Origin of the sequence: Kribbella sp. NPDC050459 (genome assembly GCF_040655315.1) — a bacterium.
GTDB lineage: Bacteria > Actinomycetota > Actinomycetes > Propionibacteriales > Kribbellaceae > Kribbella.
Genome location: NZ_JBFAJQ010000003.1, coordinates 369,697 through 390,643 on the forward strand (window position 1 = coordinate 369,697; position 20,947 = coordinate 390,643).

Consider the following 20,947-nt stretch of genomic DNA (forward strand, 5'->3'; position numbering starts at 1 on the left):
GCGTGGCCAGCACTGCACAGCAGTCCGCCCGGACGTCGCTCGGCGTGATCCCGTGGGCCACGCTGGCCGTCTCGGTCGCCGGGCTCGCGGTCGCGGCGTACCTCACCTACGAGCACTTCACCGCCGGTTCGACGCTCGCCTGCCCGGACACCGGGGTGGTGAACTGCGCCAAGGTGACCAGCAGCCAGTACTCGAAGCTGTTCGGGATCCCGGTCGCGCTGCTCGGCCTCGCGTTCTTCGTCGGCATGACCGCGCTGTCGGTGCCGCCGATGTGGCGTACGGCGTCCCCGTGGCCGGGGCGCCTGCGGCTGGCCGGCGTACTGACCGGTGTCGTGTTCGTCTGCTACCTGATCTGGGCCGAGTTGTTCCAGATCAACGCGATCTGCCTGTGGTGCACGGTCGTCCACGCGCTGACGCTCGTCCTGTTCGCCCTCGTCATCGTCCGCCTGGCGCTGGTGCCGCCGGCGTCATGAACGAGGCTGCGTGAGCGTGTAGTCGACCAGCGACACGGTCGTCACGACCCGGCCGTCGGTCCGGGTCTCTTGCTCGATCGGCATCCCCGGCAGGCTGGTGGCGAACCAGAACACCTCGTCGGCCGCGCCGTCACGCACGGTGTAGCGCAGGCAGTCGAGGTCACCGATCGCGGTCCGGATCCGCTCCGGCTCGATCGTCGTGTCCGCGGCCGGGAACGAGGCGTGGCCCTGCAGGTCCAGCCAGGTCGTCGTGTGGCGAGGAATGGAGCCACTGTAGACGTCCTGTGCCGCGTCATGAAACGAGTCGGCAGGGGTACCGGAGCGGCATGCGATGGCTACGACCGCGAGCGTTGCTGCTGGCCAACCTGGCACTTTTCTTCGGGTTCCTGGTCGGACTGGCGTTCGTGGGTCACGCGCAGCAGAACTCCGAGCTCGCCGACCACGGCCGGCCAGCGGAGAGCTTCGGGCAGTACGTCGGCTCCTCCTCCTTCGGCGAGGCGCTCTTCGAGAACTGGGAGTCCGAGTTCCTGCAGATGTTCATGTACGTGCTGCTCACGGCGTACCTGGTGCAGAAGGGCTCGGCGGAGTCCCGGCCGCTCGACGAACCGGCGCCGCAGGACGAGGACCCGCGCGAGCACCGCACCGACCGGAACGCACCCTGGCCGGTACGGCGCGGCTCCGAGCTGATCCTGAGGCTGTACGAGAACTCGCTGGCGATCGCGTTCGGGGTGGTGTTCCTGCTGTCACTGTGGTTGCACGCGGCAACCGGTGCCGCGGCGTACAGCGAGGAACAGGAACTGCACGGCGGCGCCGCGGTCACGACCTGGTCCTATCTCGGCACGAGTCAGTTCTGGTACGAGTCGCTGCAGAACTGGCAGAGTGAGTTCCTGGCCGTCGCGGCGATCATCGGCGGCTCGATCTACCTGCGGCAGCGGCGCTCGGCCCAGTCCAAGCCCGTCCACGCGCCACACTCGGAGACAGGTGGCTGATGACCAAGTACCCGGGAGCGCAGGAATGGGTCCCGCACGACGGCGGGATGCGGAAGGTCCGTGCCGTGCTCGGCGACTGCCGGGGCTGCGACCTCTGGGAGGACGCCGAGCAGGCGGTGCCCGGCGAGGGGCCGGTGCGGGCCCGGATGATGCTCGTCGGCGAGACCCCCGGTGATCACGAGGACAAGGAGGGGCACGTCTTCGTCGGGCCCGCGGGTCACCTGCTCGACAAGGCGCTCGTCGAGGCCGGGATCGACCGGTCGGCGGTGTACTTGACGAACGCGGTGAAGCATTTCCGTTTCGAGCGGCAGGGAAAGCGGCGGATCCACAAGACGCCGGCCGCCAGTCAGATCACCGCGTGCCATCCGTGGTTGCGGCGCGAGCTGGAGATCGTGAAGCCGTCGCTGGTGGTCGTGATGGGGTCGGTGGCCGCGAAGGCCCTGCTCGGCTCGACGTTCCGGGTCACGCAGGAGCGGGGAAAGCGGTTGGAGCTTCCGGGCGGCGGCCTCGCGGTGGCGACCGTGCATCCGTCCGCGGTGGTCCGGTCGGACGAGTTCCGGCGGGACTTCGCTCGGTTCGTCGACGATCTCCGGGTCGCGGTCGGCCTACTGGACTGACCACCGCCAGCCCCGCACCTCCGGCAGGTCCTCGCCGTACCGGGTGACATAGGCGTGATGCCGCGTGCGCTGGTCGATGAAGTACTGCCGCGCAGACGCCGCGCGCGACCGCAGCGACGGCACCCGGTCGATGACGTCCATCGCCAGGTGGTACCGGTCCAGGTTGTTGCGGACCGCCATGTCGAACGGCGTGGTCGTCGTCCCTTCCTCGAGGTACCCGCGGACGTGCAGGTTGGCGTGGCCGTGCCGCCGGTAGGTGAGGCGGTGGATGAGCCACGGGTAGCCGTGGTAGGCGAAGATCACCGGCTTGTCCGTGGTGAACAGCGCGTCGAAATCGGCGTCAGGCAGCCCGTGCGGATGCTCGGCGGCGTCCTGCAGGCGCATCAGGTCGACGACGTTCACGACCCGGATCCGCAGGTCCGGGACGTGCTCGCGGAGCAGGTCGACCGCGGCCAGCGTCTCCATCGTCGGTACGTCGCCCGCGCACGCCATCACCACGTCCGGGTCGCCGTCGTCGTTGCCGGCGAAGTCCCACACGCCGACGCCCCGGGCGCAGTGCACCGCGGCCTCGTCCCAGTCCAGCCAGTTCGGCTGCGGTTGCTTGCCCGCCACAACGACGTTGATGTAGTTCCGGGTCCGCAGGCAGTGGTCCATCGTGGACAGCAGCGTGTTGGTGTCCGGCGGCAGGTAGACGCGGACGACCTCGGCCTTCTTGTTCACGACATGGTCGATGAAGCCCGGGTCCTGGTGCGAGAACCCGTTGTGGTCCTGCCGCCAGACGTGCGACGTGAGCAGGTAGTTCAGCGACGGGATCGGCCGCCGCCACTCGAGCTGGTTGATCGTCTTCAGCCACTTCGCGTGCTGGTTGACCATCGAGTCGACGATGTGGACGAACGCCTCGTACGACGAGAACAGGCCGTGCCGCCCGGTGAGCAGGTACCCCTCCAACCAGCCCTGGCAGGTGTGTTCGCTGAGGATCTCCAGCACCCGGCCGTCCGGCCCGAGGTGGCGGTCGGTGTCGCGCCGCTCGGCGAGCCACAGCTTGTCCGTCTCCTCGTAGACCGCGCCCAGCCGGTTCGACTCGGTCTCGTCCGGCCCGAACAGCCGCAGGTTGTCCGGGTTCCGCCGGAAGGCGTCCCGCAGGAACGTGCCGAAGACCTTCGTCGGCTCCCCGTCCTCGGCGCCCGGCGCCTTCACCGGCACCGCGTACTCCTCGACCGGCGGCAGCTCGAGGTCGCGGCTCAGGAGGCCGCCGTTGGCGTGCGGGTTCGACCCCATCCGCAGCCGCTCCCCCGGCGCCAGCTCGATCAGCTCCGGGACCGGACGCCCGTCCTCGTCGAACAACTCCTCGGGCCGGTAGCTGTGGAGCCAGTCCTCCAGTTGCCGGAGATGGTCCTCGTTCGTCCGTACGCCGGACAGCGGCACCTGATGCGACCGCCACGTGTCCTCGACCGGCTCGCCGTCCACGGTCTGCGGGCCGGTCCAGCCCTTCGGCGTCTTCAGCACGATCATCGGCCAGACGGGCCGCGGCGGCGCGTCGCTCGCCGATCGTGCCTCGCGCTGGATCTCGTCGATCCGGTCCAGGCACACGTCCAGGGTCGCCGCCAGCGTCTGGTGGACCGCGGCCGGCTCCGACCCCTCGACCAGGTACGGCTCGTACCCGTAGCCCCGCATCAGGGCGGTCAGCTCCTCGTCGCCGATCCGGGCGAGCACCGCCGGATTCGCGATCTTGTATCCGTTCAGGTGCAGGATCGGCAGGACGGCGCCGTCGCGCGCCGGGTTCAGGAACTTGTTCGAGTGCCAGGACGCCGCGAGCGGACCGGTCTCCGCCTCGCCGTCGCCGACGACGCAGGTCACGACGAGGTCCGGCTTGTCGGCGGCCGCGCCGTACGCGTGACTCAGCGAGTAGCCCAGCTCGCCGCCCTCGTTGATCGACCCCGGTACGTCGGCCGCCACGTGACTCGGGACACCTCCGGGGAACGAGAACTGCTTGAACAGCCGCCCCATCCCGGCCTCGTCCACCGTGGTGTTCGGGTACGCCGCGGTCCAGCTCCCCTCCAGCCAGGTGTTGGCCACCAGGGCCGGACCACCGTGGCCGGGGCCGGTCACGAACAGCATCTCCCGGTCCCGCTGCCGGATCACCCGGTTCAGATGCGCGTAGATCAGGTTCAGGCCGGGCGTCGTACCCCAGTGGCCGAGTAGCCGCGGCTTGATGTGCTCGGGTCGCAGCGGCTCCCGGAGCAGCGGATTGGCGAGCAGATAGATCTGTCCGACGGACAAAAAGTTGGCCGCACGCCAGTACGCGTCGATGCCCTCGAGTTCGTCGTCACTCAGTGCCTTGGCCTCGATCCGCTCCACGGTCGCCCCTCGGGATTCGCCGACGATCTTCGTGCGCCAGCACTGGTACCCGGTGCCGGTCTCCAACATTCGGCAGAGTGCGGGTAGCATGGTTTCTCGATCGCGCACACAGGAGCGGTGCATTCTGAGCCGCGTTCCTGGAGGACCCTCTGAACGGCCCTCTGGACGACACCGGGTGGCATCTCGTCGGCGGGTCGGTCCTCGCGCGGTCCGGTATTCCGTCACGGCCCCCCGTGGCACGACACAGGAGGAAATGTTGGCCCGACGAGGTCAGCGCCAGCCCGGCGCTACCCGTTCCGCTCCCCGTCGCCGGCGCCGTGTCCGCGACGGCGAGTCCGACGGTCTGATCCAGGTCCTCGCGCAGGCCGTGCGCGAGGTCGAGGCAGCGGTCACCCGCGCCGCGATCAAGCCGTCGACCCGGACGAAGTTCCAGGTCGTCGCCCTGCTGGTCCGCGAGGAGCGGGCCCGGGTGAACGGCGCCGAGTCCGCCACCGAGGCGTACCGCACCGAGCAGCTCCGGCGACTCGACGGGATCGCGACGATCCTGGCCAAGACCGCCGCCCTGGAGCCCTCGCTGCTCGGCCTGCTGGCCGAGGACGCGGTGATCTCCGAGGCCGCGGCCGCGCTCCGGCGGCAGATGCTCGAGGACGCCGGTCTGGAGGCGCCCGAGGAGCCGGAGCCGGAGCAGCCGGTCGCTCCCCCGGAGACCCAGACCCGGCGGGTCGTGCCGCAGGCGGTCGTCTCCCGGCAGCTCGCCAACCCGTTCCTGGCCCCGGACTTCTCCAGCGCCCCGTCCCGGCCGGCCAGGCCGAGCCGGCTCGGCGGCTGGGAGCTGATCGGCCCGCTGCTGCGGTCCTTCGAGCATGCCGCGGCCTCGGCCAGCATGACCCTGCCCGACCCGACGTCGCTGCGGCTGACCGGCGGCATCGACTCGCTCCGGCTGCGCGGTCTGGAGCTGATGCCGCACCAGGCCCGGCTGATCGCCGCCGCTGCGGCCGGTCACCGGACCTTCCTGCTCGCCGACGAGCCCGGCCTCGGCAAGACCGCCCAGGCGCTGCTCGCCGCCCAGGCCGCCGACGCGTACCCGCTGCTGGCCGTCGTGCCGAACGTCGTCAAGACGAACTGGGCGCGCGAGGCCGGCCTCTGGACCCCGCGCCGGACGCCGACGGTGATCCACGGCGACGGCGACACGATCGACGGGTTCGCCGACATCGTCGTGGTGAACTACGAGGTGCTCGACCGGCACGTCGGCTGGCTCGGCGAGCTCGGCTTCCGCGGCATGGTCGTCGACGAGGCGCACTTCATCAAGAACAAGAAGTCCCAGCGGTCGCGGAACGTGCTCGAGCTGTCGGACCGGATCCGGTCGCGGACCGCGCGGCCGCTGCTAATGGCGCTCACCGGTACACCGCTGATCAACTCGATCGAGGACTTCACCGCGATCTGGGAGTTCCTCGGCTGGATCGACGAGAAGGCGCCGCGCGCCGAGCTGATGGACAAGCTCGACGACACCGACCTGACGCCGGCCGACCCAGGCTTCGCCGCGGCCGCGCGGGCCAGCGTGATCGACATGGGCATCGTCCGGCGCCGGAAGGTGGACGTCGCCGCCGACATCCCGGCCCGCCGGATCGCCGACCTCCCGGTCGAGCTGGACGGCGCCCTCGGCCGCTCGATCCGGGACGCCGAGCGCGAGCTCGCCGACCGGCTCGTCGCGCGCTACCGGACCGCGCTCGAGACGCGCCGGCTGGGCATCGTCGTGGACGGGATCGACCACGACCTGGTGCGCCAGGTGGCCGGCTGGGAGCGGGCCGAGATGGCAGGAAAGAAGACCGGCGACAACGTGTTCAGCCTGTTCCGCCGGATCGGTCAGGCCAAGGCCGGCCTGGCCGCCGACTACGCGGCGCAGCTCGCGCAGAACGTCGGCAAGGTGGTGTTCTTCGCCCGCCACATCGAGGTGATGGACACCGCCGAGGAGCTCTTCGCCGAGCGCGGCATCCGGTACTCGTCGATCCGCGGCGACCAGACCGCGCGCACCCGGCAGAAGAACATCGACGCGTTCGTCAACGATCCGGACGTGGCGATCGCGGTCTGCTCGCTGCTCACCGCCGGCGTCGGCCTGAACCTGCAGGTCTCGTCGAACGTCGTCCTCGCCGAGCTGTCCTGGACGAACGCCGAGCAGACCCAGGCGATCGACCGGGTGCACCGGATCGGCCAGGACGAGCCGGTCACCGCGTGGCGGATCATCGCCGCGCAGACCATCGACACCCGGGTCGCGGACCTGATCGACGCCAAGGCCGGGCTGGCCGCGATGGCACTCGACGGCTCCGACGAAGAGGTCGGCTCCTCGGCCGACTTCCAGCTCGAGGCGCTGGTCGCCCTGCTGACCCGGGCGCTGGAAGCCGCGGCCTGATTCAGCCTGCCATCTCCCCCACCGGCAACTCGGCACCCAGCGTGTTGGTTGCCGGTGCGAGGGGGCAGGTCCAGTCCGGGCTGTAGGCGCACGACGGGTTGTAGGCGAAGTTCAGGTCGACGACGAACCGGCCGGTGGCGAGGTCACCGCCCAGGTCGGCGCCCTTGACCGTGTCGATCAGGTAGCGGCCGCCACCGTACGTCGCGCTGTTCGGGTCCTTGACCGGGACGAACAGGCCGCCGCCGTACGACTCCAGCCACCAGACGTCAAGGTCGCCGATCGGAAGGCGCAGGACGCCGACGCGGGAGAACGGAATCACGCCGTCGGTCGCCGAGAGGAACTCCCAGCTGTGGGGTTTCACGTCGGTGTCGATGGTCGCTTCGAAGCGGTACTGCGGGTCGTACGGCGCGACGGGTGCGCCGGAGTATCCCTCGCGCTGTTCGACCGGGACCGGTGAGGCGGGGTGATTTCTCAGCAGGTCGTCGCGGGTGGCCTGCCACCGGGCGTGCGCCGCGGCGGGGTCGGTCTCGGCGCGGACGGCTCGGTACAGCGCGAAGACCTGCTGGCGCCAGTCGGCGACGGCCAGCGTGGGTGCTGCGAAGGTCACAGGGGCTCCTGTCAGCTCTCGAGGGCTTCGGCGGACTTCGCCCAGTTGCCGTGCAGGCGGTCGAGGTACGACTGCGCCTGCGCACCGGCCTTGCGGCCGCGGGCGAAGATCCGCATGTTGCCGCCGCCCGCGTTGTAGCCGAGGGCAAGCAACTCGTCCTTGGTGTAGAGGTCCGCGCGGTCGGCCGGCAGCCGTCGCGCGAGGTCGTGCAGGTGCCAGGCCGCCGCCTGGATCGCCAGCGCGGGGTTGTCGGGCAGCTCCTCCCACTTCCGCTTCGCGAAGGGGCGGCCGCGTTTGGTCTCGTCGAACGCGGGCTTGTGCATGTTCGCGATCCCGAACGCCGGGTCCGAGTCGACCTCGGCCCACTGCCGCTCGAACTTCGGGTCGTGCGGCTTGTACGACTCGTTGTACAAGATTGCCATCAGCAACTGTGGGTTGATCCCGGCCTGCTGGGCGTAGCGCCGGACGTCGGCGGCGAAGTGTGCCGGGTCGTAGTCGTCGTACCAGGGTTTCGAGGTCGTCGCCGTCGGCTTGGCGGGAACCGTCGTGCTGACGGTGGGTACCGGTGCGGTCACCGGTTTGGTGGTGGCGCCGTCGTCCGAGCAGGCCGCCCACACCCCCGCCACGAAGACCCCGACCGCGACCCACGCCCACCGCTTCGCCACCTGCACCCCTCAAACCTAGCCGTACGGCGAACACCGGCCTGTCCGCAGAACGCAAATTGTGCGGGAAACGGGACAGATCGCGGCGAAACCGGTCATAGCACCCGCATGATGTGAGCACGGCAGGCCCGACGGCGGCCAACCCCCGCCGGACCGCCAGGAGACGATGAACAGATGGCCATGATCGACCCGATGAGCGACATGACGGCCTCGGCCTTCGCGCGCCTCGCCCTCGAGCTCCACGACGCCGCGAGCGTCGAGGAGACCGTCGACGCCGTGGTGCAGTTCGCCCTTCAGGCCCTGAACTGCACCTACGCCGGAGTCGCGTTCGCGACCCGCGGCGCGCGGGCGCAGGTCGCCGCCGTCACGGACCCGGTGGTCGCCGAGATCTTCGAGCTCCAGATCGGCAGCCAGAACGGTCCCCTGGTCGAGTCTTTGCAGAGTCACGCGTCGGTCCTGATTCGCGACACCGGCTCCGACGACCGCTGGCCGGTGTGGGCCGCCAAGGTCACGGCGCTCAACGTCCGCAGCGTCCTCGACGTGCCGCTGGTGACTGGGGCGGAGTCCCGCCGCGCGGTCGGTGTGCTCGGGCTGTACAGCCCGGACCCCGACGCGTTCGGGCCCGACGACGAGGCGGTCGCGCACATCCTGGCCCGGCACGCGTCCGTCGCGCTGGCGTCGGCGCGGCACGAGGCGTCGCTCGCCCAGGCGATCGACGCCCGCAAACTCGTCGGGCAGGCGATGGGCATCCTGATGGAGCGCTTCGACATGGACGCCGACCGCGCCTTCGCCGTCCTCAAGCGCTACTCGCAGGACACCAACACCAAGCTCCGAGACGTCGCCCAGCAGCTCATCGACACCCGCAAGCTTCCCTAACGCGCCAGGGTCGTGCTCGGCAGTTCGCCGTACTGCTCGCGGTACGCGGCGGTCATCCGGCCGTGGTGGTGGAATCCCCACCGGGCGGCCACTGCCGCAACTGTCTGCTGCGACGGGTCGGCGGCCACGAGCTCCGCACGCACCTCCTCCAGTCGCAGCCGGCGCAGATAGGCCAGCGGCGTCGTACCGAGGTGCCGCTGGAAGGCCGTCTGGAGCGCACGCACGGTGACCCCGGCCGCCGCCGCGATATCGGCGATCGCGAGCGCCTGGTCGAGGTTCGACTCCATGAACGTGAGCGCCCGGCGGACCGTCGTGGGCCGCGCGTCCCGGCTGTCGGCGCCGATCTGCTGAGGGTCGGCGTCGGCCGTGTTCGGGAACGCGGCCAGGACGCTCGAGGCGAGCAGCTGCGAGATGGACGCGAGCACGAGCGGCGAGTTCTGGACGGCCGGGTTGGGCAGCGTGTCGGCGAGGTAGGCGATCGTCTGCGACAGGTGGCGGGCGGCCTGGCGGGACCGCGGCCGGTGGGCGAGAAGTCGCACCGGCCCGTCGATCTTCCGGCCGATGCCGGCCACCCGGGTCAGCAGCGCCGGGTCGAACATCGTGATGCTGTACGACGACGTGCGGATCTTCCCGGCGTACGGCCGGTCCGGCGGCGCGAACGACACCACGTCCCCCGGCTGGAACGCGTCCTCCCAGCCGTCGGTCGCGTGATCCGTGATGCGGCCGGTGTACACCTCGCACAGGCAGATCTTGCCGAGCGGGTCGGCGTCGTAGCTCATCTCGAACCCGATGTCGATCCGGTCGACGGTGATCGACTCGGCGGCCGCCCGCGCGATCCGCGTGTGCACGCCGGCCGGGCCGCCGCCGATCTGCATCTTCGTGTACGCCCGGTTCAGGAATTCCTCGGTCCGGCCGAGGTCCTGGCTCTCGAACACCAGTGACTCCATGGCCCCATCCTGCACGCCACCGGCACTCGTTGGCGACCAGCAGCCTCGGAAAACGCTTGCTACAGTGCTGGGGTGATCTACGAGCTGAACCATGTCGGCGGTCGGGTGCGGGATCTCGAGGCGAGTCTGGCCTTCTACGGCGGGCTCGGGGCGAAGGTGGTCGACCGGTTGTTCATGGCCGGTCCGCGCGTGCATCGCGTGCACATCCAGCTGGCGACCGGCCTGGTCGAACTGCTGCACCACGAGGAGCCCGACGCGCAGGCGTCGTACGGGCTGAACCACATCGGCTTCATGACCGACGACCTCGACGGCGACTACGCGCGGCTGACGGCGCTCGGGTACGCCGAGATCTCGTCGCCGCGAGTGGCCGGCAGCGGGCAAGGGCGGCTGGCGTTCCTGTCCGACCCGAACGGCGTGCGGGTCGAACTGCTGCAGCGCTCGGAGGAGTTCCGCGTCCCGCCGATCACGGCAGGGCCGGTCCAGGCGTTCACCCACGTCGCTGTCGCGGCCCCCGACCTCGACGCGGCGGCCGAGTTCTACGGCACGCATCTCGGCATGGAGCACGTCGGCGAGAACACCTTCCGCCTCGGCGCCGACACACTCGAACTCGCATCCCCGCCGGCCGCCTCGATCGCCCACCTGGCCTTCGCAACGACCACCCCGGGGCCCGACACCCAGGACCCCGACGGCAACTCGATTCGCTTCGTCCCTGCCTGATCTAGCCTTGGCGGCGTGTTCGACTACGACGCCGAGATGCGGTTCCTGCAGGCGCGTTTCCGGGCCGCCTGCGGCGTGCAGAGCGGGGACCGGGTTCTGGATGTCGGGTGCGGGGGTGGTCAGACGACGCGGGCGGCAGCCGCGGACGCCCGGCCGGGGCGGGTGGTGGGGGTGGATGTGTCCGAGCGGATGCTCGCGCACGCCCGGCGGCACACCTCCGAGGGGCACGTCAGCTATCTGCTGGCCGACGCGGCGACGTACGACTTCGGGCCGGCGGCGTTCGAGGTGGGGATCAGCCGGTTCGGCGTGATGTTCTTCGACGACCCGGTGCGCGCGTTCGCCAACTTGCGGCGGGCGTGCGAGCGGCTCGTGGTCATGGTCTGGCAGCCGCGGGCCGCCAACGAGTGGGCGCGGGTGATTCCGGAGACGATCGGCGGCGCCTTCCGCGACGAGTCGCCGTTCACGCTCGGCAGCCGCGATGTCGCGCGGGACGTGCTGACGTCCGCAGGTTTCGCCGATCCCACCTTCACCGCGGTCCACGAACGGCTGTACTACGGCCCCGACGTCGAGTCGGCGTACGAGAACGCGCTCCGGCTCCGCGAGCCACAGGCCCTTCTCGCCGAGCTCGCTCCCGCTCAGGCCGACCGGGCCCGGGAGGCGTTGCGTGCGATGCTCTCCGCGCGCGACAGCGACGACGGAATCCTGTTCGACTCCGCGGCCTGGATCATCCAGGCTGTGTGACCGGCGTCACATTCAACGCATGTCGAGCCGCTCGGCACCCGCACGACGCACAGGCACAAGCACCAGACACCACTGAGCACCACTGATCCAAGGAGCACCAGATGCGTACCCTCATCAGCACCGCGTTCATCTCCCTCGACGGCGTCGTGGAGGGCCCCGGTGGCGAGCCCGGCTACCGCAACTCCGGCTGGACCTTCAAGGACATCGCGTTCGAGGAGGCGGCCTACGCGCTCAAGGGCGAGGAGCAGACCGAGGCCACCGCGCTCCTGCTCGGCCGGGTCAGCTACCAGGCGTTCTCGCCGGTCTGGCCGGGGATGACGCAGGAGTTCGCCGGCTACAACGCGATGCCGAAGTACGTCGTCTCGACCACGCTGCAGGACAGCGACCTCGTGACGAACTGGGGCGAGACCACCATCCTCCGGTCCCTCGACGACGTCGCGGCGCTGAAGGAGACCGACGGCGGCCCGATCATCATCAACGGCAGCGCGACGCTTAACCGCAACCTGTCCGACGCGGGCCTGATCGACCAGTACAACCTGCTCGTGTTCCCGGTCCTGCTCGGCGCCGGCAAGCGCCTCTTCAGCGACGCCGACCGCGACAAGACCAACCTCGAGCTCGTCTCCAGCGAGTCCTACAAGAACGGCATCCAGAAGCTGGTGTACTCCGTCCAGCACTGATCGCTGTACTACGGTTCGGGGCATGGGTGTCGACGTCGTAGCACTCGCCCGCGAGCGGCTGGGGTTCGAGTCCCTGCGGGCCGGCCAGGAGGACGCCGTACGGGCTGTGCTCGACGGGCGGGATGTGCTCGCCGTCCTGGCCACCGGCACCGGGAAGACCGCGATCTACCAGTTGGCCGGCCTGGCGCTGGGCGGGGTGGCTGTGGTGGTCAGCCCGCTGGTGGCGTTGCAGCGGGATCAGCTACGGGCACTGCGTCCGGCCGGTGTCGAGGTCGCGGAACTGAACGCGACCGATCGCGCCGGCCGGCACGCCGCCCACGAGTTGCTGACGAGCAACCGGCCCGGCTTCGTCCTGCTCTCCCCCGAGCAGCTGACGCATCCCGACGTACTGGAGTTGCTCGCCGCGTCCCGGCCGACGCTGGTGGCCGTCGACGAGGCACATCTGGTCGGCGAGTGGGGTGAGGACTTCCGGCCGGACTACCTGCGGCTCGCGACCGCGATCCGCGCGATGGGACGGCCGCCGGTCCTCGCGCTCACGGCGACCGCCGCGCCGCCGGTCCGCAAGGAGATCGTGCATCGCCTGGAGCTGAACGAACCCGCCGTCGTGGTCGGCGGGTTCGACCGCCCCAACCTCAACCTCGCCGTGTTCGCCTTCGCCGACGACGACACGAAGAACCGCCGGCTGCTCAGCCACGTCCGCTCGTCGCGCGGGCCGGGCATTGTGTACGTCGGCACGCATCGGCATGCCGAGGAGCTCGCGCACGAACTCGACACGGCCGGCGTCGCTGCACAGGCGTACCACGCCGGGCTGCCGGCGAAGCAGCGCCGTGAGGTGCAGGACACCTTTCTCGCCGGCGGCTGCCGGGTCGTGGTCGCCACGATCGCGTTCGGGATGGGGATCGACAAACCGGACATCCGCTGGGTCAGTCACGCCGAGGCGCCGGCGTCGGTCGACGCCTACTACCAGGAGATCGGCCGCGCCGGACGGGACGGCGAACCGGCCGACATCGAACTGTTCTTCCGGCACGCCGACCTCGGTCTGAACCGTTTCTTCGCCTCTGGCGGCGTCACCGACGAGGACCTGCTCGCCGTCGCCACCGCGATCCACGACCACCGGCCGCAGGACGTCCCCGCGCTGGCCCAGGCCACCGGTCTGAGCACCGCCCGGGTCGAGCGTGCTCTCGGCCGGCTGACCGACGCCCGAGTCGTTGCCGTCGGCCACCAGTTCCGGCTGACCCGCTCGGTGGACGCCGCCGTCGCCGCGGCCTCGGCGGTCGAGCACGACCGTCGCGAGGTGGCCCGCTCCCGGGTGGAGATGATGGCCGGCTACGCGGAGTACGGCGGATGCCGGCGCGAGTGGCTGCTCAGCTACTTCGGCGAGCGGTACGACGGCCCGTGCGGCAACTGCGACAACGACCTCGCGGGCCGGACCGCGGCGCCGCCCGAGGACCAGCCGTTCCCGGTCGGCAGCCGGGTCGTGCATCGCGCCTTCGGAGCCGGGCTGGTCGAGCACTACGACGGCACGGCAATGACGGTCCTGTTCGACCGGGTCGGCTACAAGGAGCTCCGCACGGCGTTCATGATCCACAACCAGCTCCTGCAGGCCGAGGTGGCGCCATGAGTATCGACGTACGGCCGGCCAGTGTCTTCGAGGACGTGCGGGCGGTGATCGGGCCGAAGTCGCCGACGGCCAACGTCTGCTTCTGCCTCAGCTACCGCATCCCGTCCAAGCTCAACAACGCGCTGCGCGGCCCGGAACGCGCCGAGTACGTCGCCGGCCTGTGCGCGGCGACCCCGGCGCCCGGCGTGCTCGCGTACGACGGTGACACGCCGGTCGGCTGGGCCGCCATCGCACCGCGCGCGGAGACGACGTTCGCCCGCAACCGGAAGATCCCGCACGTGGACGACCTGCCGGTGTGGTCGTTGTGGTGTATCCGGGTCCGGCCGGGTCATCGCGGTCAGGGGATCTCGCACGCGCTGATCGCCGGTGGGGTCGACTTCGCCCGCGCGAACGGAGCGCCCGCCGTCGAGGCCTACCCGCTCGACAACGGCGGCAGCAAGGTCGATCTGACGATGGCGTACGCCGGTATCCGCAAGAACTTCGAGCGCGCCGGGTTCGCCAAGGCCGCGGACACCACGTCGACACTGGCCGGGCATCCCCGCATCCTGATGCGCCTCGACCTCAGCTGAGATCGAAGCGCAGCAAGGTGATGCTGTGCGGCGGGAAGTCGTAGTCGCCGTCCGCCAGCTCGGCGGTTCCCAGATCCCGCAGGCTGACGGCGTCCGGTGTGGTCAGGGTGTTGGTCGCGAGCACCTCGTCCGCGCTCAACTGCGTCACCGCCGCCCGGGCCGGAAGCCGGCCGCCGTCGAGCGTCAGGGCGGCACGGATCGCCGTGTCGCGGTGACGGTTGATGACGGCGACGCGGAGCGAGCGGCCGTCGGTCGTCTGCGTCGCGGAGACGTCGAGGTCCGGCACGGTCGCCGGGTAGCTGCGGAGCTCGCCCCGGCGGTCGCGCTCGTCCCCCTGCCGTACGGCGGTCAGCCTGCCCGGCGACCGGACGTCGGCGGACAGTGCGACCGGGCCGAGGTGGTTCTGGTACAGATCCCAGACGTGGTACGTCGCCGCGCGCACCGCACCGCCGGGCCGCGCGACGATGACGCCGTTCGCGTTGAGCAGGTTCACCGTGTTCGCCATCGCGACCGGGACCTGACGGCCGCCGGCGCGGTGCAGGGCGTGGAAGACACCGGCGTAGAAGAGCGCATCGGCGAGCGTTCTCGGGCTCCACCGGTTCACCCGGTGCGCCGGCGCGGTCGGCAGGCCGTCGACGTCGCGCGCGACGGTGCCGCCGTCGGCCGACGGTTGCGGGTCCGGCCAGGCGGCCGGTTCGACGTGCCGGATGTTCCACTCGTCGAGTGACAACGCGAGCGGGCGGTCCCCCGGCGAAACGTTCGACCAGGTCGGAGTACCCGGCGATCTGCTGCTCGAAATAGAGCGACTGGGCAACGATCGCTTCGTACTCCGCGGCGCCGTCGGCCAGCTGCGTCGTCGCGCCGTACAGGTGGAACGACAGGTAGTCGATCTGGTTGCCGACAGCCCCTAGTACGGTCTCGGTCCAGCCGTCGCGGTCGTCGGCCTTCCCGACCGCGACGAACTTCAGCGCCGGGTCGACGGCTCGCATGAAGCGGGCGTGCTCGGCTGCGTCGGCGGCGTACGCGGCGGCGCTGCGGTGCCCCATCTGCCAGTCGCCGTACACCTCGTTCCCGAGGCCCCAGTACTTCACGCCGTACGGCGCCGGGTGGCCGTTGCGGGCCCGCTGCCGGGTGTACTCGGTGTCGCCGCCGTAGTTGGTGTACTCGACCCAGCGGACCGCGTCGTCGACGTCCCGGCAACTGTGGGCCAGATACGGCTGGGTGCCGACCTCGGCGCACCAGGCGAGGAACTCGTCCGTGCCGAAGCGGTTGGTCTCCTCCGAACCCCAGGCCAGCTCGAGCCGCCGCGGCCGGGACTCCCGCGGGCCGACGCCGTCCTCCCAGCGGTACGGCGACGTGAAGTTGCCGCCCGGCCAGCGGACCACCGGGAGCCCGAGTTCGCGGCAGAGCTCGATCACGTCGCTGCGCAAGCCGTTGCGCGCGCCGCCTCCGCCGTACGCCAGCGGCGAGCCCTCGTCGAACACGCCGCCCTCGATGTTGCCGAAGAACGCGGACTCCAGGAAGTGCCCGTAGATCATCGGGTCGATGGTGTGGCGCCGGTCGCGGTGGATGTCGATCGTGGCGGCGGATGTCACGGGCGGGAGGCCTCCGGTGGCGTTGTCGTGAGGACGAGGGCGATGCCGCCGCGGGCCGCGGCGTCGGGACCGAGCGCCGCGTGGGTGATTCGCGCGGTCCGGCGGACCTGGCTGTGGGTGTACCGGCCGAACGCCGCCCGCAGCGGCTCGAACAGGGGGTCGCCGGTCTCGGCCAGCTCCCCACCGACCACGACGACCTCCGGGTTGACCGTGTTGCAGGCCGCCGCCAGCACCTCACCGATCCGCGTGCCGGCTTCGGCCAAGACCTCGTGAGCCTCGGCGTCGCGCGCTTCGAGGACGGCTGCGCAGCGCTCTTGCAGGGTCGTCAACGAGACGTACCGTTCGAGGCAGCCCCGGCCGCCGCACGGGCATGCCGGTCCGTCGCGGTCCACGCTGATGTGCCCGAGCTCCCCCGCCGCGCCGCCCGCGCCCGCGAACAGCCGCCCGCCGAGGACCAGCCCGCCGCCGACGCCGTACGACAACCGCAGATACAACGCGCTGCTCACACCCGCGCCGGCACCCCAGACCGCCTCGGCCAGCGCCGCCAGGCGGGTGTTGTTGTCGACGAACACCGGTACGCCGAAACGCGCGCCGAGAGTGTCGCGCACCAAGTCCGCACCCGGCTCGGGCCGGCTCGCATCGGCCGTGACGGGCCCGACGATGCCGACCCCGATGCCGGCGAGCGCGGCCAAGGAGATCTCGTGCCTGCTGGTCAGGTCGTCGACCAGATCGAGCGCAAGCTCCAGGCGGCGCGCCGACGGCGTCCGTTCCGCGCAGGCGACCGCACCCGAGGCGACCACCTCGTGCGCGACGTTCGCGATCGTCACCTGGACGCCGCGGTGGCCGAGGTCCAGACCGAGTGCGAGCCCGCCGGCCGGGTTCAGCGTGAGCATCGAGACGGGCCGTCCACGCCCCCGACCGGTGGTCGCCTCCTCGCTCGTCTCCGTCAGGGCCTGCCGGCCGAGCAACGTCTGGACGATCGACGAGAGCGTCGCGCGCGACAGGTTCGTCTGCTCGACGAGTTGGGCACGGGTCAGCGCGCCCCGGGTGCGGAGTGCGGTGAGCACTCGTTCCTCGTGTGTCTCCCGGAGCAGCCGCAGCGGCCCGGACGGTTCCGTCCCCACGGCATCCGACTCTGACCGGCACGCCCTCTTTTTGTCAATGTTCCAGATTTAATAGACTGGTCCGCATGCCGCCCAACGTCCTGGTTCTCTGCACCGACCAGCAGCGGTTCTCCGCGCTGGGTGCCGCCGGCAACGACGAGATCGACACGCCGAACCTCGACCGGCTCGCGAGCCAGGGCGCGCTGTTCGGCAACTGCTACGTGCAGAACCCGGTCTGCGCTCCCTCCCGCGCCAGCCTGATGACCGGCCGTTACGTGCACCAGCACGGCCTGTGGGCCAACGGCGTCGGCCTGCCCGAAGCGGCGCGGCTGTTCAGCAAGGACCTCGCCGACGCGGGCTACGACTGTGGCCTGGTCGGCAAGTTCCACCTCAACGCATGCTTCGGCGGCCGCTCCGAGAAGCGGCACGACGACGGCTTCCGCGTCTTCCGCTGGGCCCACGATCCGTACCCCGGCTCCTCCGAGAACGAGTACCACCGCTGGCTCCGCACGCTGCGCCCCGACCTCGCGGGCGCGGACATCGACTACGACACGCTGCCCACTGAGCTGCACTACAGCCACTGGATCGGCGAGCAGACGATCGACTTCCTCACCCACTCCCGCGAGCGCGGCAAGCCGTTCCTGTTCGTCGCGAACTTCTTCGATCCGCATCACGGCTTCGGCGCCCCGGAGGAGTACGTCCGCCGGTACCGCGACCGGGAGCTCAGCCGCCCGCTGCCCGACGACCTGACCGGCAAGCCGCCGATCCAGACCGAGGCGTCGCACGCGTCGTACGCCGGCCACGCGCGCGGCTTCACGTCGTACAGCCCGGAGGAGTTGCAGGAGGTCAAGGCGGCGTACTACGCGATGGTGACGCTCGTCGACGACGAGGTCGGCCGGGTCCTCGCCGCGCTCGACGCCGAAGGGCTCACCGAGGACACCTTGGTGATCTTCACCAGCGACCACGGCGAGATGCTCGGCGACCACCGGCTGATGCTGAAGGGCCCGATGCTGTACGAGCAGGCCGTGCGGGTTCCACTCGTCGTGCGCTGGCCCGCGGCCGTCCCGGCCGGCACCCGCTGCGACGAGCTCGTCCAGTGGATCGACCTGTCCGCCACGGTCCTCACCGCCGCCGGGCTGCCCGTCCGCGGTGAAGGGCAGGATCTGTTGCCGCTGGTCACCGAGCGTGCCGCGGGCCGCGGTTGGGCGCTGAGCGAGTACCGCAACAGCGGGCATCCGTACACGCCGCCGGTGCACCTCACGATGCTCCGGCGCGATCGCTGGAAGCTCGTCGTCCAGCACGGCTCCCCCGCCACCTCCAGGGAGCGGACCGGCGAGCTCTACGACCTCGCCGCGGACCCGGACGAGGTGCAGAACCTGTGGGACGACCCGCTGCACCGGGACATCCGCACCGACCTCCAGGAGTTCCTCCTCGACGTCCTGGTCGCCACCGAGGACCGCAGCCAGGAGCGCGTCGCGGACTGGTGAGGCTCAGGCGGTCGTGAAGCGCTGTTCGACCGTGTCCAGGAAGCCTTCGACCTGGCGGTACGTCTCGGAGCTGTAGGCCCCGATGCTGCGTTCGTTCCCGAGCGCCTCCCGCATCGCGTCGAGGTAGCGGCGCTGCAGGATCTCCATCTGTTCCCGGGTGTCCGCCTTGGTCTCGCGCAGCTGCCGGCTGCCGGAGACGAGGCGCGGCACGATCCGGTCCTTCAGCGTGCTGACCACGACCGAGTCGAGCGGTTCGCCGTCGACGGTCTGCTCCTCGAGCGGGCCGACCGCGTCGATCGCGGACTCGCCGATCCGCCGCATCAGCGCCTGCACCGAGTCGCGCTTGTCCTCGGCGCTCTCCGGGCGGAACCGCATCCGCGCGATCACCGCGGGCAGCGACAGCCCGAACAGGACCAGCGTGATCAGCGCGACGATGAACGCGGCGAGCACGACGGTCGCGCGGTGCGGCGTACCGGCGGGAATCGTCTGCGCGGCGGCGACCGTCACGACGCCCCGCATCCCGGCCCAGGCGAGGACCAGCAGGCCGCGACCGGTGATCGGCTCCCGCTCCTCGAAGTCGGCGTCCGCACGGCCCCGCGCGAGCCGCTTGCGGGCCCAGGCGAGCCGGTTCTCCTCGCGCGCACCGGACGGCTCCATCGAGTCCAGATGCTCCTCGAACTGATCCAGCTGCGCGCGGACCTGCTCGGTGCGGTCGTTCCGCCCGAGCCGGCCCTGCAGCCCCGGCCACGCCAGACCGAGGAACCGCAGCACGATCAGCAGGCCGACCACCAGCAGGACGAGCGCGGTGATCTCGCCGAGCGTCGTCTCCGCACGGGCGTCGTCGACGAGCTCCGGCAGCTGGTATCCCATCGCGAGGAAGACGCCGCTCTCCAGGATGAAGCTGATGGTCGTCCAGGTGGTCGCCTGCGTCTGCCGGTCCCGGGCGCTGAACTTCCGGCTGCCGAGCGCTCCGGTCAGCAGCCCGGCGATGACCACCGCGAGTACGCCCGACGCGTGTGCTTCCTCGGCCGGGAAGTACGCGAGGAACGGCACGGCGAACGAGATCGTCGTGTTCAGCACCGGGTCGTCGAGCCGCTGCCGCAGGACGGCCGTGAGCAGCCCGACGGCTGCCCCGATCAGGATCGCGCCGACGACCGCCCAGGCGAAGTCGAGGACGGTGTGGCCGAGGCTGAAGTGGGCGGTGACGGCGAGCGCGGCGACCGCCGTCCGCAGCACGACCAGCGCCGAGGCGTCATTGACGAGACTCTCGCCTTCGAGCACGGTCATCAGGCGCGGCGGGAGTCCGACCCGGTGGCCGATCGCGGTCGCCGCCACCGCGTCCGTCGGGCTCACGACCGCGCCCAGCGCCGTGGCGAGCGCGAACGAGATGCTCGGGAACAGCGCGTGCACCAGCGCGCCGATCACCAGCGCCGACACGATCACCATCACGATCGACAGCCACGCGATCAGCCCGAAGTTCCGCCGTACGTCGAGCACCGGGAGCTGCACCGCCGACGCGTAGAGCAGCGGCGGGAGGACCCCGGCGAGGATGATCTCCGGCTCGAGGTGGATGGCCGGCGTACTCGGCAGGTAACTCGCCCCGATCCCCAGCGCGACCAGCAGCAGCGGCGCCGCGACGCCGGTCCGCCGCGCGAACACCGAGGCCGCGATCATGATCGCGAGTCCCGCTCCGGCAATCAGAACGATCTGGTGGTCCACATGACAGCACTCTAGGTCCGGGCACCGGGGTGCCCTGGTAATGACCAGGGATTCTCACTGGTGTCACGGGGGCCGCGGAGCGGCAGATTGGTGATCAGCGAGAAACGTCGATCCCAGGAGGAAGTCATGAGCAGCACCGACCTGAAGCTCGAAGCCGTCGTCGTCCCGGTCGCCGACACGGATCGTGCCAAGGAGTTCTACACCGGCCTCGGCTGGCGGCTGGACGCGGACTTCGCGTTCGACAACGGGTTCCGGGTCGTCCAGTTCACCCCGCCGGGCTCCCCCGCCTCGGTCCAGTTCGGCACCAACATCACGACGGCCGCACCGGGCACCGCGCAGGGCCTCTACCTGGTCGTCACGGATGTCGAGGCGGCGCGGGCCGAGCTGCTCGCGCACGGCGCCAAGGTCAGCGACGTCTTCCACCCGGCCGCGCCGGGCGCCCAGTTCGAGCCCGGCGACAGCGGCGCGCGGGTGACCGGTCCGGCCGACGAGCGGTCCAGCTACGGCTCGTTCGCGACGTTCAGCGACCCCGACGGCAACACCTGGCTGCTGCAGGAGGTCACCAAGCGGCTGCCCGGGCGCGTCGAGGACGCGACGTACAGCTCGGTCGACGACCTCGAGGCCGCCCTCAAGCGCGCCGCCGCAGCCCACGGCGAGCACGAGGCCCGCACCGGCAAGGCCGACGAGAACTGGCCGGCTTGGTACGCCGCCTACATGGTCGCCGAGCGCACCGGCTCCGAGCTTCCGGAGTAAACCTGTCCGTGGTCGCCCCTAGCCTGCGG

22 protein-coding genes are annotated in these 20,947 nt (G+C 70.8%); 14 read left to right on the forward strand and 8 right to left on the reverse strand.

The genetic code is table 11. The features are described from left to right. The first annotated feature begins 2 nt into the window (after positions 1 to 2). The gene (locus tag AB0I12_RS12960; RefSeq protein WP_359928681.1) at positions 3 to 473 is read left to right on the forward strand and encodes a vitamin K epoxide reductase family protein; all 471 of its coding nucleotides are present in this window, start codon (positions 3 to 5) and stop codon (positions 471 to 473) included. Here the strand turns inward: AB0I12_RS12960 and AB0I12_RS12965 are convergent. Further along, positions 468 to 845: a hypothetical protein gene (locus tag AB0I12_RS12965; protein ID WP_359928683.1), complete on the reverse strand. Its 378-nt coding sequence runs from the start codon at positions 843 to 845 to the stop codon at positions 468 to 470. The genes AB0I12_RS12960 and AB0I12_RS12965 overlap by 6 nt on opposite strands. On the opposite strand from AB0I12_RS12965, the gene AB0I12_RS12970 reads away from it, so the two are divergent. Both AB0I12_RS12970 and AB0I12_RS12975 read left to right on the forward strand, forming a co-directional pair. After that, the gene (locus tag AB0I12_RS12970) at positions 824 to 1,462 is read left to right on the forward strand and encodes a DUF6766 family protein (RefSeq protein WP_359928685.1); all 639 of its coding nucleotides are present in this window, start codon (positions 824 to 826) and stop codon (positions 1,460 to 1,462) included. The two genes, AB0I12_RS12965 and AB0I12_RS12970, sit on opposite strands and share 22 nt — an antisense overlap. Next, positions 1,462 to 2,079 (forward strand): UdgX family uracil-DNA binding protein, encoded by a 618-nt coding sequence (locus AB0I12_RS12975; RefSeq protein ID WP_359928687.1) that lies wholly within the window; start codon positions 1,462 to 1,464, stop codon positions 2,077 to 2,079. Before AB0I12_RS12970 ends, AB0I12_RS12975 begins: the two co-directional genes overlap by 1 nt. On the opposite strand, the gene AB0I12_RS12980 is transcribed toward AB0I12_RS12975, so the two are convergent. Continuing rightward, the gene (locus tag AB0I12_RS12980; RefSeq protein WP_359928689.1) at positions 2,068 to 4,506 is read right to left on the reverse strand and encodes a phosphoketolase family protein; all 2,439 of its coding nucleotides are present in this window, start codon (positions 4,504 to 4,506) and stop codon (positions 2,068 to 2,070) included. The two genes, AB0I12_RS12975 and AB0I12_RS12980, sit on opposite strands and share 12 nt — an antisense overlap. Positions 4,507 to 4,690: 184 nt before the next feature. Here AB0I12_RS12980 and AB0I12_RS12985 point away from each other — a divergent pair, with 184 nt between their 5' ends. Further along, entirely contained in the window at positions 4,691 to 6,844 is a 2,154-nt protein-coding gene (locus tag AB0I12_RS12985) for a DEAD/DEAH box helicase (RefSeq protein WP_359928691.1), read from the forward strand. 1 nt (position 6,845) lies between these two features. Here the strand turns inward: AB0I12_RS12985 and AB0I12_RS12990 are convergent, their stop codons facing one another. Together AB0I12_RS12990 and AB0I12_RS12995 are read right to left on the reverse strand one after the other, a co-directional pair. Further along, positions 6,846 to 7,451, reverse strand: a complete 606-nt coding sequence (locus AB0I12_RS12990; protein ID WP_359928693.1) for a DUF1684 domain-containing protein — start codon at positions 7,449 to 7,451, stop codon at positions 6,846 to 6,848. 11 nt (positions 7,452 to 7,462) lie between these two features. Beyond that, the gene (locus AB0I12_RS12995; protein ID WP_359928695.1) at positions 7,463 to 8,122 is read right to left on the reverse strand and encodes a transglycosylase SLT domain-containing protein; all 660 of its coding nucleotides are present in this window, start codon (positions 8,120 to 8,122) and stop codon (positions 7,463 to 7,465) included. Positions 8,123 to 8,293: 171 nt separating this feature from the next. On the opposite strand from AB0I12_RS12995, the gene AB0I12_RS13000 reads away from it, so the two are divergent. Further along, positions 8,294 to 8,989, forward strand: coding sequence for a GAF and ANTAR domain-containing protein (locus tag AB0I12_RS13000; protein WP_359929755.1), 696 nt, complete (start codon positions 8,294 to 8,296; stop codon positions 8,987 to 8,989). On the opposite strand, the gene AB0I12_RS13005 is transcribed toward AB0I12_RS13000, so the two are convergent. Then, complete coding sequence (locus AB0I12_RS13005; RefSeq protein ID WP_359928697.1) at positions 8,986 to 9,936, reverse strand: helix-turn-helix domain-containing protein; 951 nt, start codon at positions 9,934 to 9,936, stop codon at positions 8,986 to 8,988. The genes AB0I12_RS13000 and AB0I12_RS13005 overlap by 4 nt on opposite strands. Positions 9,937 to 10,008: 72 nt before the next feature. Between AB0I12_RS13005 and AB0I12_RS13010 the strand changes: the two genes are divergently transcribed. The 5 genes from AB0I12_RS13010 (at position 10,009) to AB0I12_RS13030 (ending at position 14,261) form a co-directional block, all read left to right on the forward strand. Beyond that, positions 10,009 to 10,653, forward strand: a complete 645-nt coding sequence (locus tag AB0I12_RS13010) for a VOC family protein (RefSeq protein ID WP_359928699.1) — start codon at positions 10,009 to 10,011, stop codon at positions 10,651 to 10,653. A gap of 15 nt (positions 10,654 to 10,668) precedes the next feature. Beyond that, positions 10,669 to 11,394, forward strand: coding sequence for a class I SAM-dependent methyltransferase (locus AB0I12_RS13015; protein WP_359928700.1), 726 nt, complete (start codon positions 10,669 to 10,671; stop codon positions 11,392 to 11,394). Positions 11,395 to 11,495: 101 nt separating this feature from the next. Further along, the gene (locus AB0I12_RS13020; protein WP_359928702.1) at positions 11,496 to 12,071 is read left to right on the forward strand and encodes a dihydrofolate reductase family protein; all 576 of its coding nucleotides are present in this window, start codon (positions 11,496 to 11,498) and stop codon (positions 12,069 to 12,071) included. 22 nt (positions 12,072 to 12,093) lie between these two features. Then, positions 12,094 to 13,692: a RecQ family ATP-dependent DNA helicase gene (locus tag AB0I12_RS13025; RefSeq protein WP_359928704.1), complete on the forward strand. Its 1,599-nt coding sequence runs from the start codon at positions 12,094 to 12,096 to the stop codon at positions 13,690 to 13,692. Then, positions 13,689 to 14,261 (forward strand): GNAT family N-acetyltransferase, encoded by a 573-nt coding sequence (locus AB0I12_RS13030; protein WP_359928706.1) that lies wholly within the window; start codon positions 13,689 to 13,691, stop codon positions 14,259 to 14,261. The genes AB0I12_RS13025 and AB0I12_RS13030 overlap by 4 nt, the downstream gene beginning before the upstream one ends. Here the strand turns inward: AB0I12_RS13030 and AB0I12_RS13035 are convergent. Next, positions 14,254 to 14,991 (reverse strand): alpha-L-arabinofuranosidase C-terminal domain-containing protein, encoded by a 738-nt coding sequence (locus AB0I12_RS13035; protein ID WP_359928708.1) that lies wholly within the window; start codon positions 14,989 to 14,991, stop codon positions 14,254 to 14,256. The genes AB0I12_RS13030 and AB0I12_RS13035 overlap by 8 nt on opposite strands. Before the next feature lie 164 nt (positions 14,992 to 15,155). Here AB0I12_RS13035 and AB0I12_RS13040 point away from each other — a divergent pair, with 164 nt between their 5' ends. Then, positions 15,156 to 15,416, forward strand: coding sequence for a hypothetical protein (locus tag AB0I12_RS13040; protein WP_359928710.1), 261 nt, complete (start codon positions 15,156 to 15,158; stop codon positions 15,414 to 15,416). 102 nt (positions 15,417 to 15,518) lie between these two features. Further along, positions 15,519 to 15,794 (forward strand): hypothetical protein, encoded by a 276-nt coding sequence (locus AB0I12_RS13045; RefSeq protein ID WP_359928712.1) that lies wholly within the window; start codon positions 15,519 to 15,521, stop codon positions 15,792 to 15,794. Positions 15,795 to 15,852: 58 nt separating this feature from the next. On the opposite strand, the gene AB0I12_RS13050 is transcribed toward AB0I12_RS13045, so the two are convergent. Further along, entirely contained in the window at positions 15,853 to 16,980 is a 1,128-nt protein-coding gene (locus tag AB0I12_RS13050) for an ROK family protein (protein WP_359928714.1), read from the reverse strand. 65 nt (positions 16,981 to 17,045) lie between these two features. Here AB0I12_RS13050 and AB0I12_RS13055 point away from each other — a divergent pair, with 65 nt between their 5' ends. Continuing rightward, positions 17,046 to 18,446, forward strand: coding sequence for a sulfatase-like hydrolase/transferase (locus AB0I12_RS13055; RefSeq protein WP_359928716.1), 1,401 nt, complete (start codon positions 17,046 to 17,048; stop codon positions 18,444 to 18,446). Between the two features lie 3 nt (positions 18,447 to 18,449). Here the strand turns inward: AB0I12_RS13055 and AB0I12_RS13060 are convergent, their stop codons facing one another. Then, entirely contained in the window at positions 18,450 to 20,165 is a 1,716-nt protein-coding gene (locus AB0I12_RS13060; RefSeq protein ID WP_359928718.1) for a sodium:proton antiporter, read from the reverse strand. Between the two features lie 126 nt (positions 20,166 to 20,291). Between AB0I12_RS13060 and AB0I12_RS13065 the strand changes: the two genes are divergently transcribed. Further along, on the forward strand, positions 20,292 to 20,918 hold the full coding sequence (locus AB0I12_RS13065) for a VOC family protein (protein WP_359928720.1): 627 nt from the start codon (positions 20,292 to 20,294) through the stop codon (positions 20,916 to 20,918). Positions 20,919 to 20,947 lie beyond the last annotated feature (29 nt).

What these genes read in the sequence shown, in the direction of transcription:
- AB0I12_RS13020 (WP_359928702.1), top strand. Translation starts at nt 11,496, where the DNA reads ATGCGTACCCTCATCAGCACCGCGTTCATCTCCCTCGACGGCGTCGTG.
- AB0I12_RS12985 (WP_359928691.1), top strand. Translation starts at nt 4,691, where the DNA reads ATGTTGGCCCGACGAGGTCAGCGCCAGCCCGGCGCTACCCGTTCCGCT.
- AB0I12_RS13055 (WP_359928716.1), top strand. Translation starts at nt 17,046, where the DNA reads ATGCCGCCCAACGTCCTGGTTCTCTGCACCGACCAGCAGCGGTTCTCC.
- AB0I12_RS12975 (WP_359928687.1), top strand. Translation starts at nt 1,462, where the DNA reads ATGACCAAGTACCCGGGAGCGCAGGAATGGGTCCCGCACGACGGCGGG.
- AB0I12_RS13065 (WP_359928720.1), top strand. Translation starts at nt 20,292, where the DNA reads ATGAGCAGCACCGACCTGAAGCTCGAAGCCGTCGTCGTCCCGGTCGCC.
- AB0I12_RS13005 (WP_359928697.1), bottom strand. Translation starts at nt 9,936, where the DNA reads ATGGAGTCACTGGTGTTCGAGAGCCAGGACCTCGGCCGGACCGAGGAA.
- AB0I12_RS13030 (WP_359928706.1), top strand. Translation starts at nt 13,689, where the DNA reads ATGAGTATCGACGTACGGCCGGCCAGTGTCTTCGAGGACGTGCGGGCG.
- AB0I12_RS13025 (WP_359928704.1), top strand. Translation starts at nt 12,094, where the DNA reads ATGGGTGTCGACGTCGTAGCACTCGCCCGCGAGCGGCTGGGGTTCGAG.
- AB0I12_RS13000 (WP_359929755.1), top strand. Translation starts at nt 8,294, where the DNA reads ATGATCGACCCGATGAGCGACATGACGGCCTCGGCCTTCGCGCGCCTC.
- AB0I12_RS12980 (WP_359928689.1), bottom strand. Translation starts at nt 4,506, where the DNA reads ATGTTGGAGACCGGCACCGGGTACCAGTGCTGGCGCACGAAGATCGTC.